General features: G+C 32.4%; 24 protein-coding genes and 1 pseudogene. 18 read left to right on the top strand and 7 right to left on the bottom strand.

What is annotated here, in order from left to right:
- Positions 1 to 284: 284 nt before the first annotated feature.
- The gene (locus QZV12_RS10055) at positions 285 to 1,667 is read left to right on the top strand and encodes an MATE family efflux transporter (RefSeq protein ID WP_295621165.1); all 1,383 of its coding nucleotides are present in this window, start codon (positions 285 to 287) and stop codon (positions 1,665 to 1,667) included.
- A gap of 129 nt (positions 1,668 to 1,796) precedes the next feature.
- A complete protein-coding gene (locus QZV12_RS10050; protein ID WP_295621162.1) occupies positions 1,797 to 3,020 on the top strand; it encodes a nucleotide sugar dehydrogenase in 1,224 nt (407 codons plus the stop codon).
- Positions 3,021 to 3,371: 351 nt separating this feature from the next.
- On the opposite strand, the gene QZV12_RS10045 is transcribed toward QZV12_RS10050, so the two are convergent.
- The 3 genes from QZV12_RS10045 to QZV12_RS10035 all read right to left on the bottom strand — a co-directional run bounded on the left by QZV12_RS10045 (position 3,372) and on the right by QZV12_RS10035 (position 4,757).
- Positions 3,372 to 3,662, bottom strand: coding sequence for a hypothetical protein (locus tag QZV12_RS10045; RefSeq protein ID WP_295621159.1), 291 nt, complete (start codon positions 3,660 to 3,662; stop codon positions 3,372 to 3,374).
- On the bottom strand, positions 3,628 to 3,756 hold the full coding sequence (locus QZV12_RS10040; RefSeq protein ID WP_295621156.1) for a hypothetical protein: 129 nt from the start codon (positions 3,754 to 3,756) through the stop codon (positions 3,628 to 3,630). The genes QZV12_RS10045 and QZV12_RS10040 overlap by 35 nt, the downstream gene beginning before the upstream one ends.
- Before the next feature lie 131 nt (positions 3,757 to 3,887).
- The gene (locus tag QZV12_RS10035; RefSeq protein ID WP_295621153.1) at positions 3,888 to 4,757 is read right to left on the bottom strand and encodes a radical SAM protein; all 870 of its coding nucleotides are present in this window, start codon (positions 4,755 to 4,757) and stop codon (positions 3,888 to 3,890) included.
- Positions 4,758 to 5,086: 329 nt separating this feature from the next.
- Between QZV12_RS10035 and QZV12_RS10030 the strand changes: the two genes are divergently transcribed.
- From QZV12_RS10030 to QZV12_RS09975, 12 genes are all read left to right on the top strand, one after another.
- A complete protein-coding gene (locus QZV12_RS10030) occupies positions 5,087 to 6,820 on the top strand; it encodes an ABC transporter ATP-binding protein (protein ID WP_295621150.1) in 1,734 nt (577 codons plus the stop codon).
- Between the two features lies 1 nt (position 6,821).
- Entirely contained in the window at positions 6,822 to 8,591 is a 1,770-nt protein-coding gene (locus tag QZV12_RS10025; protein WP_295621147.1) for an ABC transporter ATP-binding protein, read from the top strand.
- A gap of 190 nt (positions 8,592 to 8,781) precedes the next feature.
- A complete protein-coding gene (locus tag QZV12_RS10020; RefSeq protein ID WP_295621144.1) occupies positions 8,782 to 9,081 on the top strand; it encodes a chorismate mutase in 300 nt (99 codons plus the stop codon).
- 2 nt (positions 9,082 to 9,083) lie between these two features.
- On the top strand, positions 9,084 to 9,281 hold the full coding sequence (locus tag QZV12_RS10015) for a 30S ribosomal protein S17e (protein WP_295621141.1): 198 nt from the start codon (positions 9,084 to 9,086) through the stop codon (positions 9,279 to 9,281).
- A 509-nt stretch (positions 9,282 to 9,790) separates the two neighbouring features.
- Positions 9,791 to 11,008: an aspartate kinase gene (locus tag QZV12_RS10010; protein ID WP_295621137.1), complete on the top strand. Its 1,218-nt coding sequence runs from the start codon at positions 9,791 to 9,793 to the stop codon at positions 11,006 to 11,008.
- A gap of 384 nt (positions 11,009 to 11,392) precedes the next feature.
- The gene (gene dapA / locus QZV12_RS10005; RefSeq protein WP_295621134.1) at positions 11,393 to 12,286 is read left to right on the top strand and encodes a 4-hydroxy-tetrahydrodipicolinate synthase; all 894 of its coding nucleotides are present in this window, start codon (positions 11,393 to 11,395) and stop codon (positions 12,284 to 12,286) included.
- 95 nt (positions 12,287 to 12,381) lie between these two features.
- Complete coding sequence (gene dapB / locus QZV12_RS10000; protein WP_295621131.1) at positions 12,382 to 13,200, top strand: 4-hydroxy-tetrahydrodipicolinate reductase; 819 nt, start codon at positions 12,382 to 12,384, stop codon at positions 13,198 to 13,200.
- A 152-nt stretch (positions 13,201 to 13,352) separates the two neighbouring features.
- On the top strand, positions 13,353 to 14,402 hold the full coding sequence (asd, locus tag QZV12_RS09995; protein WP_295621128.1) for an aspartate-semialdehyde dehydrogenase: 1,050 nt from the start codon (positions 13,353 to 13,355) through the stop codon (positions 14,400 to 14,402).
- A 367-nt stretch (positions 14,403 to 14,769) separates the two neighbouring features.
- The gene (locus QZV12_RS09990) at positions 14,770 to 15,279 is read left to right on the top strand and encodes a MarR family winged helix-turn-helix transcriptional regulator (protein WP_295621125.1); all 510 of its coding nucleotides are present in this window, start codon (positions 14,770 to 14,772) and stop codon (positions 15,277 to 15,279) included.
- Positions 15,280 to 16,713 carry an MFS transporter gene (locus tag QZV12_RS09985; protein ID WP_295621122.1) on the top strand — a complete coding sequence of 478 codons (1,434 nt, stop codon included), beginning with the start codon at positions 15,280 to 15,282 and terminating at the stop codon, positions 16,711 to 16,713.
- Positions 16,714 to 17,541 carry an SDR family NAD(P)-dependent oxidoreductase gene (locus QZV12_RS09980; protein WP_295621119.1) on the top strand — a complete coding sequence of 276 codons (828 nt, stop codon included), beginning with the start codon at positions 16,714 to 16,716 and terminating at the stop codon, positions 17,539 to 17,541.
- Complete coding sequence (locus QZV12_RS09975; protein ID WP_295621116.1) at positions 17,519 to 18,304, top strand: SDR family NAD(P)-dependent oxidoreductase; 786 nt, start codon at positions 17,519 to 17,521, stop codon at positions 18,302 to 18,304. Before QZV12_RS09980 ends, QZV12_RS09975 begins: the two co-directional genes overlap by 23 nt.
- A 104-nt stretch (positions 18,305 to 18,408) precedes the next feature.
- On the opposite strand, the gene QZV12_RS09970 is transcribed toward QZV12_RS09975, so the two are convergent.
- The 4 genes and pseudogenes from QZV12_RS09970 to QZV12_RS09950 all read right to left on the bottom strand — a co-directional run bounded on the left by QZV12_RS09970 (position 18,409) and on the right by QZV12_RS09950 (position 21,372).
- Positions 18,409 to 19,233 carry a CorA family divalent cation transporter gene (locus tag QZV12_RS09970; RefSeq protein ID WP_295621114.1) on the bottom strand — a complete coding sequence of 275 codons (825 nt, stop codon included), beginning with the start codon at positions 19,231 to 19,233 and terminating at the stop codon, positions 18,409 to 18,411.
- A gap of 14 nt (positions 19,234 to 19,247) precedes the next feature.
- Positions 19,248 to 19,547 (bottom strand): DUF2316 family protein, encoded by a 300-nt coding sequence (locus QZV12_RS09965; RefSeq protein WP_295621111.1) that lies wholly within the window; start codon positions 19,545 to 19,547, stop codon positions 19,248 to 19,250.
- Positions 19,525 to 20,888: pseudogene (locus QZV12_RS13710) on the bottom strand (MATE family efflux transporter). The gene QZV12_RS09965 and the pseudogene QZV12_RS13710 overlap by 23 nt, the downstream one beginning before the upstream one ends.
- Positions 20,889 to 21,054: 166 nt before the next feature.
- Positions 21,055 to 21,372 carry a MarR family winged helix-turn-helix transcriptional regulator gene (locus QZV12_RS09950; RefSeq protein ID WP_295621108.1) on the bottom strand — a complete coding sequence of 106 codons (318 nt, stop codon included), beginning with the start codon at positions 21,370 to 21,372 and terminating at the stop codon, positions 21,055 to 21,057.
- 452 nt (positions 21,373 to 21,824) lie between these two features.
- Here QZV12_RS09950 and QZV12_RS09945 point away from each other — a divergent pair, with 452 nt between their 5' ends.
- From QZV12_RS09945 to QZV12_RS09930, 4 genes are all read left to right on the top strand, one after another.
- Complete coding sequence (locus QZV12_RS09945) at positions 21,825 to 22,667, top strand: ATP-binding protein (protein ID WP_295621105.1); 843 nt, start codon at positions 21,825 to 21,827, stop codon at positions 22,665 to 22,667.
- Between the two features lie 12 nt (positions 22,668 to 22,679).
- The gene (locus QZV12_RS09940) at positions 22,680 to 22,988 is read left to right on the top strand and encodes a hypothetical protein (protein WP_295621102.1); all 309 of its coding nucleotides are present in this window, start codon (positions 22,680 to 22,682) and stop codon (positions 22,986 to 22,988) included.
- 273 nt (positions 22,989 to 23,261) lie between these two features.
- Entirely contained in the window at positions 23,262 to 23,396 is a 135-nt protein-coding gene (locus tag QZV12_RS09935) for a hypothetical protein (RefSeq protein WP_295621100.1), read from the top strand.
- Between the two features lie 176 nt (positions 23,397 to 23,572).
- Positions 23,573 to 24,553: ATP-binding protein (locus QZV12_RS09930; protein WP_295621097.1), on the top strand; the 981-nt coding region annotated here is incomplete at its 3' end.

Below are 24,553 nucleotides of genomic sequence, written 5' to 3'. Positions count from 1 at the left end.
ATGTTTTAATTTGATTTAGGAAGACTTTTACTTAAGGGATAAAATGTTTTAATTTGACTTAGGAAGATTTTTACTTAAGGGATAAAATGTTTTAATTTGATTTAGGAAGAATTATGTTTAAGATAAAACAATTAAGATTTGATTTAATGATTGTTCATTTATTGTTAAGCTTAAATCTGATTTGATGGTTGCTCATTTATTGTTAAGTTTAAATTGGATTTAATGATTGTTCCTTTAATTTTAAGTTGAATGTGATTTAAAGAATATCTAAATAAGATGAGAATATGGATGAAAATATAAATTTAATGATTAACTTTCCTAAAAAAGCTATTAGGACTTTAGCTTTTCCACTTATTTTAAACAATCTATTATTATTGTTAAATACGATTGTAGATGGTATTTGGATTGCCGGTTTAAATGTTGATTCATTGATTGCAATTGGTTTTGTAACACCTATAACTATAATAATCATTGGTATTGGAAATGGTTTGGCTTCTGGTGCAAATAGTTTAATTGGACGATGCATTGGTGTTGAAAATTATGAAAATGTTTCTAATGCAGCTTTGCATTCTATTATGTTAAGCTTGATTGCAAGTGTAGTTATTCTAGCATTCCTCTTGATTTTCTTAAGGCAAATACTCTTGTCACTTGGAGCTGCCAGTGTAATTGATTTGTCTATGGAGTATGGAATGATTTATGTTGCAGGATCATTTTCAATATTTGTTCCTTTTATGCTTTCAGCTGTTTTTAAGGCTGAAGGAGACATTAAAAAGGCAACTTACCCACTGATGGCATCAACAGCCATAAACATGATTGTTGACCCAGTCTTTATTTATGCCTTTGAGTGGGGAATCAAGGGAGCCGCTTTTGCAACAGTGTTGGCAGAAACCTTTTCACTGCTGCCATTCATCTACTGGCTATTCATTAAAAGAAGCAGTTATTTGGGAGTAAGGCTTAGCGATTATAAAACTAATTTCAAGGTATATAAGGATATTTTAACTGTAGGTTTGCCTGCAAGTTTTGAACAGCTTGCAATTGCTACTTCAACTATCATAATTAATTCTTGGATGCTGATTTTATCCAGTAATCTGGATGTGGCAACATATAATGTGGTTTGGAGGGTAATGGCTATTGGAACAACTCCAGTTACATGCATTGCAATTGCAGTTTCAACAGTTGTGGCAGTTGCTTTTGGTGGTAAAAACTATGAAAACCTAAGGACAAGTTTGGTTTATGGAATTAAGCTTTCAACCATTATTGCTGTAGTCATAGGAGTTATTTTTGTAATATTTGCCTATCAGTTCGCTTATATCTTTTCATATACAGAATCTACTCAAGTCTTGATTGAGTCTCTTGTTTTTGCAATTAGGATTCTGACAATATATGTGATAGCATTTCCTGCAGGAGCAGTGGCCACTATGGTATTTCAGGGAATGGGAAAAGGAACTTATTCTCTTTTATTGACCATTTCAAGGACTTTAATATTTGAATTGATATTCATTTACCTATTTGCTTTCCTATTTGATTATGGAACTTTAGGTGTGTATTTCGGTTTAGATGTTGGTATGACAATAGGCTCACTTGTATCCTTGGCATGCATTATACTTTATTTAAGAAGGCATAAGGATTATTTTAATGAAAAAACTGATAATTTAGATGTGGAATGATTATTTTTATGAAAATTTTAATGAAAAAACTGATGTTTTAGATTCATAAGGATTATTTTTATGAAAAAACTGATAATTTAGATTCATAAAGTTTATTTTTGAAAAATTAGATAATGAGAGGAATTAAAAATGAAAATTACCGTTGCAGGTGTAGGATATGTAGGACTTTCACTTGCAGTTCTATTAGCTCAAAGACATGATGTCACTGCCATTACAACAACAGAATCAAAGGCAGAAAAACTAAATCAGTTCATTAGCCCTATTCAGGATGCTGAGATAGAAAGATTCTTTAAGGAAGTTCGTGAAGGAAAAAGGGAACTTAATCTTCACACAACTACAGATAAGGAATCTGCATATAGTGATGCTGAACTTGTCATTATAGCAACACCAACAAATTATGATGATGTCAATCGTTTCTTTGACACATCTGCTGTTGAGGATGCTATAGAATCTACACTTAAGGTTAATCCGGATGTTCTTATGGTTATCAAGTCAACAATACCTGTTGGATATACAGAGTCTGTCCGTGAAAAGTATGGAGTAAAAAATATCATATTCTCTCCAGAATTCCTTCGTGAATCAAAGGCACTTTATGACAATCTCCATCCAAGCCGTATAGTTGTTGGATGTGATGATGATCAAATGGAAGAAGGACAGATGTTTGCAGATCTTCTCTTGGAAGGAGCAAGGGAAGAGGAAAATAGGGCAGGTTCTCAAAATCAGGATATTCCTATCTTATTGGCACATTTAACTGAAGCAGAGGCAATTAAGCTTTTTGCAAACACTTGCCTTGCTGTAAGGGTAAGCTATTTCAATGAGCTTGATACATATGCTCAAACCAAAGGCCTTGATACTCAAATGATTATAGATGGTGTCTGTATGGACCCTCGTATTGGCGGACATTACAACAATCCATCCTTTGGTTATGGAGGATACTGTTTGCCTAAGGATACAAAGCAGCTATTGGCAAATTATAAGGATGTTCCTCAGACTATGATAGAAGCTGTTGTCCATTCAAATTCAGTCCGTAAGGAGTTTATCGCTGGCCAGATCATTTCAAGGAATCCTAAAATCGTTGGAGTCTATAGGCTTACCATGAAAAGCAATAGTGACAATTTCCGTGCTTCTGCCATACAGGATGTTATGAAACGAATTAAGGCAGAGGGAATTCCTATAATTATTTATGAGCCAACATTAGATGATGGAAGCGAATTCTTCCGCTCTGAAGTTGTAAATGATATTGACCGTTTCAAGAGTGAAAGTGATGTGATTCTTGCAAACAGATTTGATCAGGATATTCTTGGTGATGTTGTAGAAAAAGTTTATACAAGAGACCTCTTTAGAAGAGATTAATACTGTATAGAAAAGTTTCGTATTATGGTTTTTTGGGCCATTTTATTGAACATAATTTATTTTATAAAAGTTTCGTATTATGGTGTTTTGGCCATTTACGAAGCTAATTTATTTTTTTAAGGATTTGGAAACTAAACTTATTTTTTATGGTATTTTTATTAAAAATAGTTTCTTTTAATGTTGTTTAGTTGTTTTTTTTTAAAATAGAAAAATAGAGGTTTCTTTTAATGTTGTTTTGTTGTTTTTTTTTTAAAATAGAAAAATAGAGGTTTCTTTTAATGTTGTTTTGTTGTTTTTTTTTTAAAATAGAAAAATAGAAAAATAAAAAATTGAAATGAGTAATTTCAATTATTATAGGTAAAATCTTTGTGTAGCTTCAAAATCATCGTCTTCATAATGGAAAAGGAATTCATGTTCTCCGTTATCCTCTAAGACAAATAATGCAATACCTTCAGAATCTGTAGAACGTCTAGATGATTTTTCTCCATATTGGATTTCAACATCTTTATCACTGCAAGGTTGACCATTTGGGTCTTTAAGGCATACTAAAATAGTAATCCTTCCATTTTGTCTAAAGCTTTTTACTATTTCAAAACTTCCTTGCCCATCATCTGAGGAAAGTGCATGGACATTTTTTTTCAACGTTTAACGCATCCCCATCACTAGAAGCGGAAACTGCACAAATGCCGATTATAAGAATTGACATAAAAATCAATAAACCGAATATTCTCTTCATTTTTTTCACCAAGTGGTAGTTTATAAAAAAGCATATAAATTTATTTCTGAAAGCAAGTACTTGCTTGCATTATTTTTAAAATGGTGGAAAATATGGTGATTTTTACTCTTGTAATCGAATTATGAGCTTATTTAAAACAATGTAGTCTGTTTTGTTTTGTCTTTGTTTGGAAACTCATGAAGATATTCAAATATTTCATCTGGCTTGTTCATTATATTGTTTTCATCGGTTCTTTTGTAGAATATCTTCATCAGCTTATTGCTATTAGGACTAGCTATTCCATAGCTGTCTCCAAAATTCTTTATGTACTTTTCCTTAAGTCCTGGGAAATGCTTATCAAGTTTGCTATAGAAATACTCTCTGTTTCCTTCCCTTAAGGTCATTCCCATTCCAAAGCAAATTATTCCCTTGACATTTGAATCTATGCAATAGTCAAGTATTCCATTGATGTTCTCTTCTGTATCGTTGATGTATGGAAGAATAGGGCATAGCCAAACGACGGTAGGGATGCCGTTTTTGTCCAGTGTCTTTAGAACCTTTACCCTTTCTTTTGTAGTGCATACATTAGGCTCCAGTATTTTGCATAAGTCTTCATCGTATGTTGTCAAGGTCATTTGAACAACTGCTTTTGCCTTTTCATTAATCTCCTTGATCAAGTCCAAATCCCTTAATATCAGGTTAGATTTTGTTATGCAGGCAAATCCATGCCCATATTTGTTTATTAGTTCTAATGATTCCCTCACATTTTCTATTTTCTTCTCAAGGGGAATATATGGGTCTGTCATTGATCCTGTTCCAATCATAACCTTTTCCTTTTTGAATTTTAGGGCTTTTTTAAGTAGTTCAGGTCCATTTGCCTTTACTTCAATGTCTTCAAAGGCATGGTCCATATTGTAGACATTGCTTCTGGAATCGCAGTAGATGCAGCCGTGGGTACATCCTCTGTATAGGTTCATTCCATTCTTTTGGGACAAGATGCTTTTTGAGTTCACATAATGCATGGTTCCACTTTATTCCTTTTCTTTTTGGGTTTATATTGTGTGGTTTTGTTTTATTCCATTATCTTTATGAGTTTACATGATGTATATTTCACTTTATTTATGCTTGTTTTAATATTGATTTTTTCATATTTAAGTATTTGTGAGAGAATTTGTCAACTATTGACTTAAATATAAATGTTTATAAAAATTTTTAATAATATTTATATTACTTAAATTAGATAATACTAAACATAAGTAAGTAAAGGTTAATGTTTAAAATGTGCAGATCTAATCTGTAAAAAGGGAAATGAAAACCCAACCATTTTATATTCGCAAAAAAAGGTTTTATAATGGAAAGATTTATGAAAGAATATGTATTGCCCTATTGGAAATATCTTATTTTGGCAATACTTGTAATTATACTGCAGGTGTATTTACAAATAAACATCATGCAGGAGACAAAAAACATCATTGATATTGGGATAAAGCACAGCGATTTCAATTTTATTGATAATGCTGGAATTTATATGATGGAGCTTACAACTTTATTTGGTTTAAGTATGATAGCTGCATCTTACTTAAGCGCATATATAAGTGCCAGTGTAACCTGTGATGTCCGTGAAGCATTATTTGAAAAAGTCGTTTCATTATCTCCAATTGACTTCAATCAAATAGGGGCTTCAAGTTTAATGACTCGTGCAACTGCGGATACAACCAGAATTCAAATTTTCATGATTAATTTCTTAAGAAATGCATTGGTTATTCCAGTTGTGATAATTGCAGTTATTATTGCAGCTGCAGAGATTAATTTAATATTGTGCGGTATTCTTGTAATTGCTTTTATATTGACTATTTTATTTATGGAATTGAAAAGCAAACAAAGCATTCCTCTATTTAATAGATTGCAGAAGAAATTAGATTATCTGAATTTAAAATTTAAAGAAAAAATAGAGGGTGTAAGATCAATTAGAGCATTCGGTAAACAACATTCTGAAATAGAAGAATTCCGGGAGTTAAATGATGAATTTAATGAGGAATCTGTTTATGCGGAATTAAAACTATATTATTTGACACCAGTAGCTTTAATTGTAATGAATTTGGCTATTTTATTAATTTATTATGTTGGTTCAATTCAGCTAAAGGCAAAAATAGTTTCAATATCTGATTTGATTTTGTTTTTCCAATATGTGACCTATTTCGTTTCATGTTTGGGTATTCTCCCATTTCTTGTAGATACAATGCCTAAAACTATTGTAGCGACTGAACGTATTGAAGAAGTTTTGTATATGGATGAAACTGTAGTCAACAATCCTGTGAATGATAGTCTCATTGATGATGACAATGCAGCATTAGTTGAATACAAAGAGGTTATTTTTGGATATACTGGTGCAAAAGGTGTTATTGCAGATATTAGCTTCAAAGCAGAAAAGGGTACAACAACAGCATTTATAGGGCCTACAGGTTCTGGAAAAAGTACAGTATTCTATCTTTTAAATAGATTATATGACCCTACTTTTGGAGAAATTCTTTATAATAGAAGGAATATTAAAGAAATGGATATTAGGGAGCTTAGGGAAAAGATTGCTTATGCAAATCAGAAAACTCTTGTTTTGAATGATACCGTTTATGCAAATATTGCCATGAACAACCCTAACTTATCAAGGGAAAAGGCAATGGAGGTCTGTGAGTTAAGTAGATTTAATGAGGTCTTTGACTTTTTGCCTGATGGTTTGGATAGTGTAATGGCACAGAGAGGAATGAATGTTTCAGGAGGTCAAAAACAAAGATGGTCTATTGCAAGAACATTAGCTAAAGATGCTGAAATCTATGTTTTTGATGATTGTTTCTCAGCTCTTGACTCTAAAACCGAGTATGCTGTTAGACAGAATGTTAGGGAATATCTAAAAGGAAAAACAGTATTTGTGATTGCACAAAAAATCAGCACAATTATGGATGCTGATAATATTATTGTATTGGATAAAGGGCGCATTGCCGATCAGGGAACACATGAATATCTTTTGGAAAACTGTGAACTGTATCAGGAGATCTATGCTACCCAAACTTATTTGAAGGAGGATGAATAGGATGGCTAAAGATAAAAAATATTCTTATTCTGAACTTTTTAAAAGATTGGGCAGATACATCTATGATGACAAAGGAAAATTCATCTTTGCAATTATCATTTTGGTAATTGGCAGTTTCATATTGTCCATTACACCTAAATTGGTTGGTAATATCCTTGATTACTTGGCCCAATATGTATCTAATGGCTATGTGGGTTTAGATGAGACTTATCTGATATTATACATCTTAGGAATTGCAGTGCTTTACATTTTAGGAAATCAGGCTACTATTGTAGCTAATAGAATCACATTGATCATATCCAGAAATGTTTCAAAGGTATTGAGAGATGAAATGTATGAAAAAATCAATAAGGTTCCTATAAATTATTTGGATACACATGCTTCAGGTGACATTATGGCTCGTTTAACAAATGACTTAATAACATTTGAAACATTTTTATCCAATGATCTAACAGACTTCCTTGTTCAGATTCTGATGATTATATTGGTATTTGTCATGATGATTGTGGTAAATCCTTATTTGACAGTGGTATATGCGATTTTGCTTCCAATTTCCTTTATATTCACAGGTTTGATTACTAAAGTCACCAAGAAAAATTTTAAGCTTCAGCAATCTTCAGTTGGCGAATTGAATGGATTCATTGGCGATATATTTACAAACCATACCTTAATTAAATCCTATAATATGGAAAAGGAGTCTGATGAACGCTTTAAGGAAATCAATCAAAAATTCCATAAATCCTATGTGAAGGCCAAGTTCTTTTCAGGATTTATTTTCCCTATAACTATACTGCTCAATAAAATAGGATACATTTGCCTATCCATGTTCGGTGCAATATTCATTCTGCATGGTCACTTGACTATTGGTGGATTCTTGGCATTCCTATTGTATGGACAGATATTGAACGGACCTCTGTCTCAATTCTCAACTGCCCTCAACCAAGTGCAATCAGGACTGTCCTCCCTTGAGAGAATATTTGAAATACTTGATGAAGAGGAGGAAGCTGATGAATCTGATCTTGCAAAGGTTGATGTAGATAATGTTAAAGGTGAAATTGAGTTTCAAAATGTTGAGTTTGGATATGTTCCTGAAAAACAGCTATTCAATGATGTTTCCTTAAAGTCTGAACCTGGAATGGTTATGGCTATTGTAGGTCCATCAGGTGCTGGAAAAACCACCTTAATCAATCTATTGATGAGATTCTATGATATTGATAACGGCAAGATTCTGTTGGATGGAAAGGACATTAATGAAATTAATCGGGAAGAATTAAGAAGCGCATTTGGAATGGTATTGCAGGATTCCTGGGGTTTCAAAGGTACCATTGCTGAAAATATTGCTTATGGTAAACCTGATGCTAGCATGGAAGAGATTGTAGAAGTTTCCAAATTGGTGGGATGTGATTCATTCATTGATTCATTGCCTAATGGCTATAGAACCATAATAAGTGAAGAGGATTCTCAGTTGTCTGTTGGAGAAAAACAACTGCTGGTACTTGCCAGAACCGTATTGTCCAATCCAAAAATATTGATTTTAGATGAAGCTACTTCAAATATGGATACAAGAACTGAACAGATGGTTACCTCAGCTATGGAAAATATGATGGATGGAAAGACTACATTTATCATTGCTCATAGGTTGTTTACAATTAAGAATGCAGATAAGATCATTTTTATGAAAGATGGTGACATTAAGGAAGTTGGTTCACATGAAGAGCTGTTGGAAAAAGATGGTTTGTATGCAGAGATGTATAGAAAAGCTTCATCATGAATCTAAATTCAATAAGTTAGAAGGCATTATGATGGTGGATTTGGTTTCTATAACTTGAAAATATGGCTTATTATTGATGGATTTGATTTTTCCTAATTTCAATAGCTATCTTTATATAATATGAAAAATAAAGTATATTTATTATCAACACTATGGAGTAATTTTTGTGGATGAAAAAGAAATGATGAGTATGTTTGAAAAGGAAGAAAACGCTCGTAATGTTCTTGTAGAATCTAGAAAAAGAATCGATGAAATTGATAATGATTTAGTTAACTTAATAAGTGAAAGAACTTCACTTGCTAAGGATATAGTATCTGCTAAAGTATTTTTAGGCATGGAAATTTATGACAAATCTAGAGAAAATGAAATCCATGCTAAAGTAAGCAAATTAGCTGATGAAAATAATATAGATAACGATATTCTTAGCGATATTATGAACATGCTAACAATTTTAAGTAAAAATAAACAGAGAGAATTATTGGAGGAATGATTATGGGAAACATTAGAACTTCATTTGTAAAACGTATAGCAAAAGAATTAATCGAAACTCACCAAGGTAAATTTACCACTGATTTTGAAGAAAACAAAAAATTAGTAGCAGAGTACTCAACTGTAAGTACTAAACACTTAAGAAATAAAATTGCTGGTTACATTACTAGATTAGTAAGACAACAAGCAAACCAAGCTTAATTTTATTTTTTACTATTTTTTAGATTAATTAATTTTAATCTACTACTTATTTTTATATTATTTTTATCACATATTTTAGCTGTTTTTCAATTTATTGTCAAGGATTTTTAATTTTCTATTTTGATCTTTGTTTTTGTGATTTTTAGTGAAAATAAATTTTAATATTTTGTCTGTATTTGTTTAGAATTAATTTTTATGCTTTTGTCTGTATTTGTTTAGAATTAATTTTTATGCTTTTGTCTGTTTTTGTTTAGAATTAATTTTTAATCTTGTCTGTAATTAATTAGAAATTATTTTTGACTTTTGACTTGCGCTTAAATATGAAATTTCTTATTATGATAATGGATTATTATTAAAATATTAAAAATTTTTATTTAAAAAAATAGCAATGAATAAATAAATATATTAATACCCTTTTATAAAATTAACAAATGGATAATAGTCTAAAATATAATTTTGCAAAAATTTATTATTTTAATTTTTAACTTATTTAAAAGGTGTGTAAACAAATGGAATTAATTGTGGCCAAATTTGGCGGTACTTCGATTGGAAATGGAAAAAGAATTAGAAAAGCTGCACAATCTATCGTAAATGCGTATATGGAAGGAAAGAAGGTTGTGGTTGTTGTATCAGCTATTAACAAGACTACTGATGATTTAGTAGCTATTGCTGACGAATCCATTGGAAAAGAAGTAACTGAAAAGCAATTGGCGGAAATTTTATCCATGGGTGAAAGAACCAGCATTAGAGTATTTTCATCAGTCTTGGAATCCTTAGGAGTAAAATCTGAATACATAGATCCAAATCATGATTTATGGCCTGTAATTACTGATGACAACTATGGAAAAGCTAAAATTGACTTTGAAAGAACTGAAGAACAGTCTCAAGGACTTTTAGGACTTTTAGAGCAAGGCATTATTCCTGTTATCTGTGGATTCTTGGGAAAAACTGAAAATGGAGAAGTGACCACCTTGGGAAGAGGTGGAAGTGATGTAACTGCATTCCTATTAGGTCATTGCCTAAAGGCAGATAATGTGATTATCGTTACTGATGTGGATGGAGTAATGTCAACTGATCCAAGAAAAATAAATGAAGCTGAAAAATTAGATTACATATCTGTTGAAGAAATGAGAGATTTAGCTACTCATGGTGCTCAAGTTTTACACCCTCATGCATTAAGATTTAAAGATCCAGAAATAAAGGCAAAAATTATAAGTTTTGAAAAAGGTGATTTATCCGACCCAGGGACTGAGATTGTAGGCCCTTTTGAAGATTCCATGAGCAAATCAGTATGCTTGCATCCTGAACCTATCTCTGTGGTAGCTTTAGTTGGAGAAGATTTGCTCAATCAAATTGGACTCCTTGCAAAAATGACTACATTGGTAGCTGAAGCAAACATCAATATTTATGGCATTTCTGCAGGTCAAAATTCAATTACCTTATTCTTGGATAAATGTGATGCTGATGAAGCATACCATCTATTGCATAATTTAGTCATTGCTGAAGACAGTTTAAGCTCTATTTCCTTAGGAAGAGACATTGCAATGTTAACTATGATTAATCCAGACTTTATTGAAACTCCTGGAGTAATCACTGAAGTTACCAATCCTCTTAAGGAAGCTCACATAAACATTGTAGAGATTTCATCATCCCAAACTGCTATTGTTTTATTCATTAACTGGGAAGATGGTAAGCCAGCATATGATTTAATAAAGGGAGTTTTATAACTCTCGCTTTTATTTATTTAACCTTATAAAGAAGTCTTTACTTTTATTTTCATTAAAGAGAAGTAATATGCTTCTATCGTTTTTTGCATGTAATTTCAATACGTCATTGGGTTTTGTAAAAATATTTGGTTTTTATTTCTACGAACTTTAATAAATTAAGTATTTGAAATTGCTCTAAGATTTTTTAAAAATTAAAATCATAAATTAAAATTATAAATTAGAATTCGTAAATTAGGATTATAATTAGAATTTTAAGCTTTAATTCATTAATTAAAATTATTAATTAGAGTTATAAGCTTTAATTCATTAATTAAAATTAAAAATCAGAATTCATATAATTAGAATAATAAATTAAACAATCATATAGTAAGTAAGGTGTTATTTATGTGTTTTGAAGGTACAGCTGTTGCTATGGTTACTCCTATGCTTGAGGATGGAACCATAGACGAAGAAGGATACAGACAAAATATTAACTGGTTGATTGAACAGGATGTTGACGGTTTAGTTGCTGCAGGAACCACTGGTGAATCTGCTACTTTAACTCATGAGGAACACAGAAGTGTTATTGACATCATGATTGATGAAGTTGATGGCAGAGTTACCACCATTGCAGGAACTGGAAGTAATGCAACCTCTGAAGCATTAGACTTAACCAAATATGCAGATGATGCTGGAGCAGATTTGGCTCTTTTAATCACTCCATATTACAACAAACCTCAACAACATGGTGTAATCGAACATTATACCCAAATTGCAAATGCAGTGGATATTGACTTGATTGCATACAATGTTCCATCTCGTACCAGTTTGGACATGGCTCCTGAAACCATTGTTGAACTTGCAAAAGTGGACAATATTGCTGCATTGAAAGAGGCGTCCTCTAATGTGGACAAAGTATCCAAAACCATGAAATTATTAAGGGATGAAGGTTTGGAAGATGATATTGTAATATTATCCGGTAGTGATGAATTGACCCTTCCTTTAATGTCTGTTGGTGCAAGAGGTGTAATCAGTGCATCTGCAAACATCGACCCAAGAACCATGGTTCAAATGGTAAACTGCATCTTAGATGGTGACTATGATAAAGCAATGGACTTGCATTACAAACAATATGACTTAATCAAAGCTTTATTCATTGAAACCAGTCCAGCACCTGCAAAAGAAGCATTGAAAATGATGGGAATGCCTGCAGGACCTTTAAGATTACCTTTAGTTCCTATGTTAGAAGATAACAAAGCAGTCTTAAGAAAAGCATTGGAAGATGCTGGAATTATATAATTTTATTTCTTATTTGGAAATTAGGAACTGTTCCTATTTTCTAATATTATTTTTTTAAATTTTTTATATTAACCAAATTAATTTTAGATGATATTATGATAAAAGTTGCTGTAACTGGAGCTGCTGGAAGAATGGGCTCCGGAATTATAAGAAAAATCTCAGAACAAGATGATATGGAAGTTGTAGCTGCTATTGAAATGCCAAACACTTCTTTAGCAGGTCAAGATGCAGGAGAAAGAGCAGGTATCGGTAATATTGGTGTTCCTATTGTCGGTTCAGAAGATTTGGAAAAAGCATTGAAAGAATCTGGAGCTGAAGTATTGGTTGACTTTACCATTGCTCCTGCTGCTGTTGAAACCATTAAAAGAACTGCTGACTGTGGAGTAAACCTTGTTGTTGGAACAACCGGTTTTACTGAAGAGCAAGCACAAGGAAATGCAGATGTAATCAAGGAAAAGAACATCAAAGCAGTTATTTCCTCTAACTTCTCAATTGGTGTAAACGTATTCTTTAAAGTATTGAAGGACTTGACTCCTATCTTAAATGACTTTGATATTGAAATCATTGAAGCTCACCACAACCAAAAGGCAGATGCTCCTTCTGGAACTGCAATGACTGCATTTGAAGTTATCGCAGATGCTTTAGAAAGAGATCCTGAAGAAGTGGGAGTCTATGGAAGACAAGGTCAAGTAGGTAAAAGAACCAAAGAGGAAATCGGTTTGCATGCAGTACGTGGTGGAGACATTGTAGGAGACCACACAGTATTGTATGTTGGCGATGGTGAAAGATTAGAAGTAAAACACATGGCACATACTAGAGAAGTATTCATTGCTGGTGTTATCAGAGCTTTAAGATTCGTAGGTTCAGCAGAACCTGGAAAAGTAAATGACATGTCTGATGTTTTAGGAATTTAATTTTAATTCCTTTTTTCTTTTAAGCTTAAATTTATTTTCTTTTTGAAAATAAAAATTTAATTTTAATTCCTTTTTTCTTTTAAGCTTAAATTTATTTTCTTTTTGAAAATGAAAATTTATAAATATATATTATAATTATCGAGATGATTTAAATGGTAAAAGTAGGTGTACTTGGTGCAACTGGAATGGTAGGTCAAAGATTTATCCAATTGTTGGCTGATCATCCTGATTTTGAAATTGCTGCACTTGCAGCTTCTGGAAGATCTGCAGGCAAAAAATATGAAGACGCTACCACTTGGTATATGAATAGTGAAATGCCTGAATCTGTAAGAGACATTACTGTTATTGAAACTGACCCTGCACAGATGGATAAGGATGTTGAAATAGTGTTCTCTTCACTTCCTGCTGATTTTGCTGCAAAAGTCGAGCCAGCATTTGCAAAGGATTTTGTTGTGGCATCAAATGCTAGTGCGATGCGTATGAAAAAGGACATACCTTTAGTCATTCCTGAAGTCAATCCACAATTCTTGGACATGATTGAAGCACAACAGAAAAACAACAACTGGGATGGATTCATTGTAACCAACCCTAACTGTTCAACTATTGCTTTGACATTGACCTTAAAGCCAATCTATGACAACTTCAACATAAACAGAATTTATGTATCAACCATGCAAGCTGTTTCAGGAGCAGGTTATAACGGTGTTCCTTCAATGGCTATTGTAGATAACTTGGTTCCATACATTGGCGGTGAAGAGGAAAAGATGGAAAGCGAAACATTGCATCTTTTAGGTTCACTTGACGGTGATGAAGTTGTACCTGCAAACTTTTCATTAAGCGCATCCTGTCACAGAGTGCCTGTTATTGACGGTCACACTGAAGCAGTATTCGTTGAGCTTGATGATGAGGCAGACATTGACAAGATCAAAAAGACAATGGCTGGTTTTAGAGGACTTCCTCAAGAATTAGGTCTTCACTCTGCTCCAGATCAACCTGTTATCGTCAAAGAAGAAGATGACAGGCCTCAACCAAGAATGGACAGAATGGCTTATGGTGGTATGGCTGCTACTGTAGGTAGAGTCAGAAAAGATCAAGCATTTGATAACAGCTTCAAATATGTTCTCGTAGGACATAATACAATTAGAGGTGCTGCTGGTGCTTCTATTTTGAATGCTGAATTGATTAATAAACAAATATTATAATATTTTTTATTAATTCTTTTTTTACTTTTTTTTAATTATTTTTTAATCTTTTTTTATTGATTTTTTAGAGTGTTTTGTAAAACTATTGTTTAATGAACTAAATTAAACCTAATTTTCATATCATTTGCTTAGTTTTGCATTAATTTTAAAAGAAGGTTGTGAAACTATATTTCAATTTTAAAGAGGATATTGTTAATAAAAATAGAAATTCATCAGTTAAATTTTTTACACTCCAAAATGTGATGTTTAAATTTGTTTTAGTTTATATTGATGTGATAAACTCCTCTAAAAATTAAATACATTGTAAATAATTCTATAAATCATTTTTCATTATATATGTTTAATGAAAATATAGTTTCAATTTGAAATGGTTTCAAATAGAAACTATTATATATTGCTATTTTCATATTATGATTTGGAGGGGATTAATATCAACTACGATTTATCTTCAAAAGATTTTTTTGGTGCAATGTTATTTTTGGTAAATAAAAATTATCTAATTTATTTAAATCAAAAATTTGAAAAATTTGAATTCAATGCCATTCAGGCATTCATGTTACTAAAACTTTCTGAAAATCCGGAGTTTTCCCAAAAGCAGTTGGGTGAATATTTATCATTATCCAAGGGTAGTGTTGCTAAATACTTAACTAATCTGGAAGAAAATGATTACATTAAACGTGAACGATTTGAGAATAACAAACGCAAATATAAATTGATTCTTGAAGAAAAATCATTGGAAATACTTCCAGAACTCAAAGCAATATCTAAAAAATGGGAATTGGAGACTGGATTAGAAAATTTTGGTCCTGATTTTTTCAATGATTTTAAACAATTGCTTGAAAGCAGTGAAGATATTTTAAAAAAAGAGGATGATTAAATGGAGTCAAAAAATATAGTCTTGATTATCTGTGCAATATTGTCATTTTTCACTGTGTTTGCATTCAATGCGGTTATGATTGCGGTTCCGTCAATTGATGCAGAGTATGGAATGAACAACATTGTCCAAAATTGGGTTACAATTATATTCTTATTGATTGTCGCAGCTATTTCAGTACCTGCAGGCCAAGTTTCGGGAAAATATGGTCTTAAAAAAGTTTCAATCATTAGCATAATATTTTTCATAATAATTTCAATAGCCAATGTTGTTGTCACCACTTCTGAAATGTTCCTTGTTTGCCGTTTGCTTATGGGCGTTTCCATTGCATTTTTGAATGTAACATCCATGGCAATGGTCGTATCTGCATTTGAGCCTCATGAAAGGGGAAAAGCGATTGGTATCAATATCACCGGTGTTTACCTTGGTTTATCACTTTCGCCGGTTATTGCCGGAATTCTCGATTTCCAATTAGGATGGAGGTCTATAGTGCTCTTTTCAATTCCATTCATGGTATTGCTTTTGGCAATGCTTTATAAAGTCAAAGATGAATGGATTACCTTTGAAGGCTTGCCACTGGACATTAAGGGGTCATTAGTTTATATTGTAGGAATATTGCTATTCATTTATGGATTTACAAGACTCAATGAACCAATCGGAGTGATTTTAACTGTTATCGGCATTGCTGTGCTTGCATTGTTTGCATATATTGAAATCAGATCAGATTATCCTGTATTTGATGTAAGATTCTTTAAAAACTCAAAATTCCTGTCTTCAAACTTTGCGGCATTGTGTGCTTATTTGGCCACATTTGCTGTCACCACTATCCTAAATTATCACCTTCAATACATCAAGGGATATGATTCACAGATGTCAGGAATGATACTGATTGTCGCACCACTGTTTCAGGTTGTTCTGGCACCTCTTGCAGGCAGGTGGTCCGATAAGGTCAATCCTCAAATATTGTCCGCAGTCGGTATGGGTCTTGGTACAATTTCACTTATTGGAGGCATAAGCACCAAAAAAACATTTAAGGTGGTCGGTATGGGTCTTGGTACAATTTCACTGTTACTGTTCTCACTTTTGGATGCAGACACCTCTCTGATATTTTTAATCGTATCCATGGTATTCTATGGTGTTGGATTTGGACTTTTCTCATCTCCAAACACCAATGTCATTATGAGTTCAGTGCCTCCGCAGGCAACACCGGTAGCGTCAGCATCAGTATCAACAGTAAGGGTGGTCGGTCAAACCATGAGTATGGGAATCTTGACACTTGTATTTGCGTTTGTAATGGGCAATGTGCCGATGACTGAGAAATACTTCCCTCAGTTAATAGCAAGCTCACAGATAACCTGTATAATTTGTGTCGTTTTGTGCATTGCATCTGTATTCGCATCACTTGTAGGAATTAAAGCAAAAGGAATGGGTGATTAAATGAAAAATGTCATAATTACTGGAGGAAATTCAGGGTTGGGATATGAAACCGCCTGGAAAGTTGCCAATTCATCAGATGATTTTAATGTTATTTTAGCATGCAGAAACCTCCAAAAAGCAGAGATTGCTCGTAATAGAATAAGTGGGGAAACTGGAAATCCTAATGTGGATGTGGCGCAGCTGGACGTGTCTAGTTTAAGTTCAGTTAGAAATTTTACAGAAAATCTGGAGTATGATGAAATCTATGCGCTATTATGTAATGCCGGAATCAGCGGAGAATCTACAGGGTTGAGTGAAGATGGAGTGGATATCGTTTTTGCAACAAACCATTTAGGACATTTTCTACTCACTGATCTCTTACTTGACAAAATTACAGATAGGATATTTGTTACAAGCAGTGATATGCATGATCCGCCAAGGGGAATTGATTGGATTGGAGCTCAAAAACTCGCATATCCTGATGAAAAATTGGCAAAAAGCCCAGCACGTTATTCATATTCAAAACTGTGCAATTTATATTTTGTTTATGAATTGGCCAAAAAAACTGACATATCAGTCAATGCATTTAACCCAGGATTAATGAAGACAAATCTGATGAAAATAAATAGACTTTCAATCGAATTTGTAAAGCGCACTATGCCTGAGAGATTGGGTGATTTAAAAACCTCATCTGATGCATATGCAAAATTAGTTATTGAAACTGATTTATCTGAAAGTGGATGTTACTTTGACAGAAGTACAAATACTAAAAAGACTTCAGATTTATCGTATAATGATTATAATTCAAATGAATTATGGGATTTAAGTGAAAAAATTGTTAGAAGATGATAATATGGACATGTTTGACTTAAGTGGAAAAAATGCACTTGTTGTGGGTGCATCTTCAGGACTTGGAAAGCAATTTGCAAAAGCTCTTGCAAGATTCGGAGCAAATGTTGCAATTTCAGCAAGAAGAGTGGAAAAACTAGAAGAACTAAAAAAAGAAATTGAAGAAATTGGCGTTGAATGCATTGCAGTTCCATGTGATGTAACTGATGAAGAAAGCATATTGAACTGTGTTGCAACAGTTAAAAATGAATTCAAAAGAATCGATATTTTGTGTAATAATGCAGGAAGTGACATTTTCAATGATTTTTTTACATTCACAACAGAAATGTGGGATGCTACAATGGACACCAACATTCGCGGAATGTTTATCATGAGTCGTGAAGTTGGAAAGATTATGAAAGAACAATGTTATGGTAAAATAATCAATACTGCATCAATCGGTGGAAGATTTGCATCTGAAGGTAATATTGCATACTATGCATCAAAAGGAGCTGTAGTGAACTTCACAAGAGGTCTTGCAGCAGATTTGGCACCATATAATGTGACTGTAAATGCAATTGCACCCGGCGTATTTGAAACAGAACTGACTCGAGACTCATTTGAAACCGATTTCGGAAGGGAATCTCTTGCAAGAATCCCATTTAAACGCCCGGGTCGTGACGGTGATTTAGATGGAATTTTAATCTACTTTGCAAGTGATGCATCCAACTACTGTACCGGACAAATCATTTTCATTGATGGCGGAAGCACAATGTTAATTTAATGGTTATAATCTATTATAACCATTTTTCCTTTTAAAGTATAATATTCCTCCAACTAAAATTATTAAAGATACAACAAAAACCATTGGATATGCCCATCCAAATTCTATTCTGGCATATACTTGAAATTCATACCATACCATCCCACAATAAGAGTCAACGGCATGAAGATGGTTGTAACGGCTGTCAAAATTGTCATGATATTGTTCTGCTTGATATCAAGATGCATCTTATACAAATCCCGGATTTGCATGGTATAATCTCTGATTGATGATGCAGTCTCATACAAGCGATCCAAATGATTTAGATAAATGTTGAAATACCTTAAGTTCTCTTCCTTGAAGAACTTGTTTTCGTTGGCTTCAAAAACCTGCGCAATATCAATCAGTTCCTCGTAATGGTTTCTCAAATCACGAATGTTGCTTCTAATCTCATAAACCCTATCTGATGTTAGGGAGGAATCTTCATTAAGGATTGCCAGTTCCATATTGCCCAGTTCAAGTTCATATGATTTCAAAAGTTTTAAGTCATCTTTGGTTATCTGATTCAAAAAATCGTACAGGAATCTCTCAAGGCTAGGCAATCTCCATTTTTTGGAATTTTGGATATTTGATATTATTTCATTCATGTTTTCACTATCATCAATGAAGACAATCCCTTTCTCATCAAGTGCGAATGCGAATGTTGTTGGGGATTTTTCAAAATCATGTCTGTCAGGTATTGAGAATGTCCCTGTAATTGAATCGTAATTCACTTTTGCCTCGCTTGAAAGAATCTCCTCATTTAAAGGTTCGATGTCTATGCCCATATCGAAGCTGTTTTTTGTTTTCATCCATTCATCAGGGGTCAATACTGCAATGAATTGTGTTTCATTATTTTTAATACAGTTTTCGCAAGATTCCTCCAAAACATTATTAATTTGATAATACATGATATCACAATTATTTATTCTATTATTTCACCGTTATTAATGTATGTTGAATCTAAAAATATGTAATCTTCACAGTTTCCAACAAGTGCCGTAAATGGAGTTATCTCAGTATTGTTCTGAGTTAAATAATCTATGAGGAAATTTCTTAAAATCCACGGATCTTCTATTCTTAAAGAATTTAGGTTAAAAAACCTTTTCAAATATTCTGGGGAGCATTTTAGTTCATCTGCAATTCCATCAATTGTCAAATTTGTTTTTTTGAAGTTTTCCTCTAATTCGTTTTTTGTCTTTTCAATCTGTTGCTGTGTAAACATTCACATCACCTTCAGGCATTTTCTTAAGTTCATTGTATATTAAAAATATGGCTAGCAGAAAAGCTATTAAATCTGTTATTGGGGTTGCATATATTATTCCGTCAAGGCCCATGAACATAGGCAGTATGACTAGAAGGGGCAATAAAATTATAATCTGTTTGGTTAAGGATAAAATGATTCCCTTTTTCGCATTTCCAATCGCCTGGAAAAAGTTTGAACAGGCAATTTGGACCCCGTTGATGAATACGAAAAACAGGAATATGCGCATGTATTTTACTGCAAACTCCATATAAAGTTCGTTCCCGCTTCCAAAAAGCGAAATAATCTGACTTGGAAATATCTGGAAAACTATCCAGAATGCAACCGAAACGATTACTGCAATCTTTAAAACCAGCTTGAACGTTTCACGAACACGACCATATAATTTTGCACCATAGCTATATCCTATTATTGGATGGCTTCCATGGTATAATCCGATTATTATTGTTGTAAATATTACATTGATTTTAAATACGATTCCTGCAACTGCAATTGGGATATTGTTTCCGTATATGCTTGCAGCACCGTAAATGTTCAATAGGTTGTTGCTTACAATTTGGATGAGAACATTTCCAAGCTGAAAAATCAGTCCGTTCAATCCCAGTGCAAACACTGATGCGAGAATTTTCATATCAGGTATGAAATCTGTCATCTTAAGTTTTACGAATTCAAAGCGTGGAAGATATGCGATTACCATTAAAGCGGATGTGACTTGACTTGCTACAGTTGCAATAGCCGCACCTGTTATTCCCATATTCAATGGAAAAATGAGGATATAATCAAGTATTATGTTCAATATCGCTCCGACTATTACAGATGCCATTGCATATGTTGCATGCCCGTCTGATCGGATTATCTGGTTCTTCCCTGAAGTCAGAATAGTAAATGGTATTCCAATAGAGGTAATTCCACTGTATATCATAGCATATTCCAACACTTCGGGAGTTGCTCCGAAAAGCAGCATCAAGGGTTTTAGAAAGATTATTACAAGGATTGCAATAACACTCCAGTTACCAGTATTGTTGAAGCTGCTGTTCCAACGGTCTTTCTTGACGTTTCAATATTTCCCTTTCCAAGCTCTAGGCTAAATGTGGCTGATGATCCAAGACCTATTAAAAGAGCTATTGCAAGACAAATTGTTGATAGTGGAAAAGCAATGTTTGTTGCAGCGTTTCCAAGATATCCTATTCCCTGTCCGATGAATATCTGGTCGATTATATTGTATAGTGCATTGGTCAGGTTTGCAATAATTGCAGGTATTGTCAGCGTTAAAAGCAGTTTGGGGATGGGTTTGTATCCCATAGGGTTTTGTTCAGTCATTTTTCTATCTCTATGCTTTTTATTAAACTGTTTTTTAGAATGGATTTGAATTCATTGAATTCATTGTCTGTTAAAAATTCAAAGACTTTATTTTCCCATTCTTTTTGGTATTTTTTTATCTTTGTTGCACTCTCTTGTCCTTTTGGAGTTATTGTGATGATTTTTCGTCTTTTGTTTTTTTGTCCACTTCTCTTGTAACATATCCTTTTTCTTCAATACTTTTTAAAACACGTGTGGTAAGTCTTTCACTTGTTCTAAGGGAATAGGATAATTCTTTTTGTGTGATTTTGTCATGTTCGTTTAAAACAAAAAGAAATGGGACCTCACCAGAGGTTATATTCATGTCATTTATCTTATGGTCAAGATATCGTATGTATGAACGTTTAATCATTGCAAATGTTGCAGTAATATCTAAATTGCTTTCGTCGATTTTTTTTAGCTCATCAATCACATGTGTGTAAATCATATCAACCAACTCTTTACATGTAAAGTATTGTTGTGGTTATATATAAATCTTTACATGTAAAGAGTTAGTAATTTTGTTGGAGGGATAATTATTGTTTAATATTTGCGAACAAATTGGACAATTTCTATTGCATTATGCCAACAGCAACATGAAGCGGGTCAAAAAGAACCAGAAGTTGCATAATCCTGATTCGTCATTCTGATTGGGAGGTTAAAGAGAGTAATCTTGTAAAGGAAGTCAATGAGCCAAGTTTCATTGATGTCCAACAAAGATTAATTTGATTTGTGCGCTTTCATATTTATTTTCATTGGTTTGAAATTTTTTTATAATTTTCACTTTAGTTTTCATTTAACTGAAAATAATATTGAATTTATTATTCTCTTTTCAATATACTGAAAACTTTATATTATTGTTATGATAAATTAATAATTATAAAAAGAAGTGTGATTTTAATGATTATTCAAAGAGAAGATTATATTGATAAAATCAATCCTTTTGTAAATAAACACATTATTAAGGTTTTAATAGGAACAAGACGTTCCGGCAAGTCAACCATATTAAAACAAATTATAGATTCATTAATAAAACATGGAATTCCTAAAGAAAATATTGTTTGGATGAATTTTGAATTAAGTGATTATTTTGAAATAGATAATATTAAAAAGCTTGAAGAGTTCATATCTGATAAAACTGAAAATATTGATGGAAAAATTTATCTGTTTTTTGATGAAATTCAGGTTGTTCCTCAATGGGAAAAATTAATCAATTCTTACTTTGCAAAAGAAAATTATGACATATACATTACTGGATCAAACTCAAAATTATTGGCTGGCGAGTTTGCCACATATTTGTCTGGCCGCTATGTGGAATTAAACATATATCCATTTTCTTTTAGAGAATATCTTGATTACAATGAAATTACTTCTGATTTTAAAACTCATTTTTACAGATATTTGGAAGAGGGAGGCATGCCTTCAACATTTGACTATCGGGGTGATGATAAAAGATTAATTCTAATTGATTTATACAATTCAATTGTCCTTAAAGATATAATTCAAAGGAATAATGTTAAAAATGTTGACTTGTTGGACAGGATTATGAGATTTGTAATGTATAACATTAGCCAGCCTTTTTCCGCAAATAAAATTCATAAAAGGCTAAAGCAGGATATGGTAAACTTATCTGTAAATACAATTTATAATTATCTTAAATTCTTTCAAAATGCATGTTTGATTTATCAGGTAAAACGTGAAGATTTACAGGGTAAAAAAATATTAAAATATGATGAAAAATAGTATCTATGTGATTTGGGCTTTAAACAAGCGATAATAGGAAACAATCAACGGGATATCACACGCGTAATCGAAAATATTGTTTATTTAGAACTTTTAAGAAGGGGATATGAAATAACCATCGGTAAAGTTGATAAATTGGAAGTGGATTTTGTATGCAAAAAACAAAACAAACCCATTTACATTCAAGTTTCTTATTTATTGGCAAGTGAAGAAACTATTGAAAGAGAATTTAAACCATTAAAAAATATTCCGGATAATTATCCAAAATATGTAATAATTTTGGATGATTGGGACATGTCTCATGATGAATTATTCATTTGAATTTGATTGATTTTTTAATGGATAATGAAGTTATTTAACATCTTTGGACATCATATCCTTTTGGGGAGTTTATCAACTCTGAGTTAATAAACTAATTTTGGTTTTTAAATAATTTTTTGGTGACAAATGATATTTGTTTTTATATATGAAACAAAATTCACTAAAAAGTAGTAGATAATTCCACTACTTCTTAATCATTTTTTGTTCGTAGGGTATGGGACAAATTTCACTAAAAGTAGTAGATAATTTGAAGTGTATTATGCCAACGCCAATATGAAGCTGGTCAAAAGGAATCAAAAGTTGCATAATCCTGATTCGCCGTTGCTGATTGGGGATGTTAAAGATGATGATGTTGTAAAGGAGGTCAATGAACCTAGTTTCATTGATACACAAACCAGATTATTTTAATTTGTTGATTTATAATATAATAATTTTAATTTTTAAATTTTATTAACTTATACTACAATAATTTTTTTATTATAAAATCAATATTTATATATGTTTATAATTTTTATTTTTTAAAAAACATAAACTTATATGTTAATAATTTCATAAGTATGGTTATGGTAAAGAGAGATTTGTATTTGAATAGAATTTCTTCATTAATTGATAAGGATATCATTAAGATCATTGTTGGTGTAAGGCGTTGCGGCAAATCTTACATGTTTAATTTAATCATAGAGGAACTGCTTAAAAGAGGAATTGACAAGGAAAATATTCTTCTCATCAACTTTGAAAGTGCAAAATATAGGAATGTTTCAAATCCTCGTGAACTGGACCTGCTTGTAGGAGATTTGACAAAAGACATTGATGGTAAGATCTACATGTTCTTTGATGAAATTCAAAATGTTGACGAGTGGGAAAAGTCAATCAACAGCTTCCGTGTAGACTATGACTGTGATATCTACCTAACAGGTTCCAATTCAAAATTATTGTCTGGTGAACTGGCCACTCATCTGGCTGGAAGGTATATGGAAATCAAAATGTATCCATTTTCATTTAAGGAATATTTGGACTATAAAAAAACATCTCCCAATAAAAAGGCATTTGCAGATTATTTGATTTATGGAGGATTTCCATTTCTACTGTCTCTTGAATCTGAAATCGATAAAACAGAATATCTGAACGATATTTTCAACTCAATATTCCTAAAGGACATAATCGAGAGATACAATATTCGAGATGCTGGTCTTCTTACAAGAATAGTTGACTTTATCCTAGATAACACTGGAAAAATAGTTTCTTCAAAAAGCATTTCAGATTATCTGCGCACAAAAGAAAAAATCAAGGTTTCACCAAAAACAATTTATAATTATTTGGATTACCTTACAAATGCTTGTCTTTTGTATAAAGTCCAAAGGGAAGATTTGGAAGGCAAAAAAATACTGTCCATTAATGAAAAGTATTATTGTGTTGATCAAGGTTTTAACCAAGTGCGCATTGGCAGAAATCAGGTTAACAATAGCAGAATAATGGAAAATATAGTCTATTTTGAACTTTTAAGGAGAGGATATGAAGTAACCATAGGGTGTGTTGGAAATTATGAGATTGATTTTGTCTGCAAA

It is taken from the genome of uncultured Methanobrevibacter sp., assembly GCF_902769175.1.
In the GTDB taxonomy this organism is placed as follows: Archaea; Methanobacteriota; Methanobacteria; order Methanobacteriales; family Methanobacteriaceae; genus Methanobrevibacter.
Note: the sequence above shows the minus strand (reverse complement) of the source record. Positions and strands in the feature narration are given on the sequence as shown.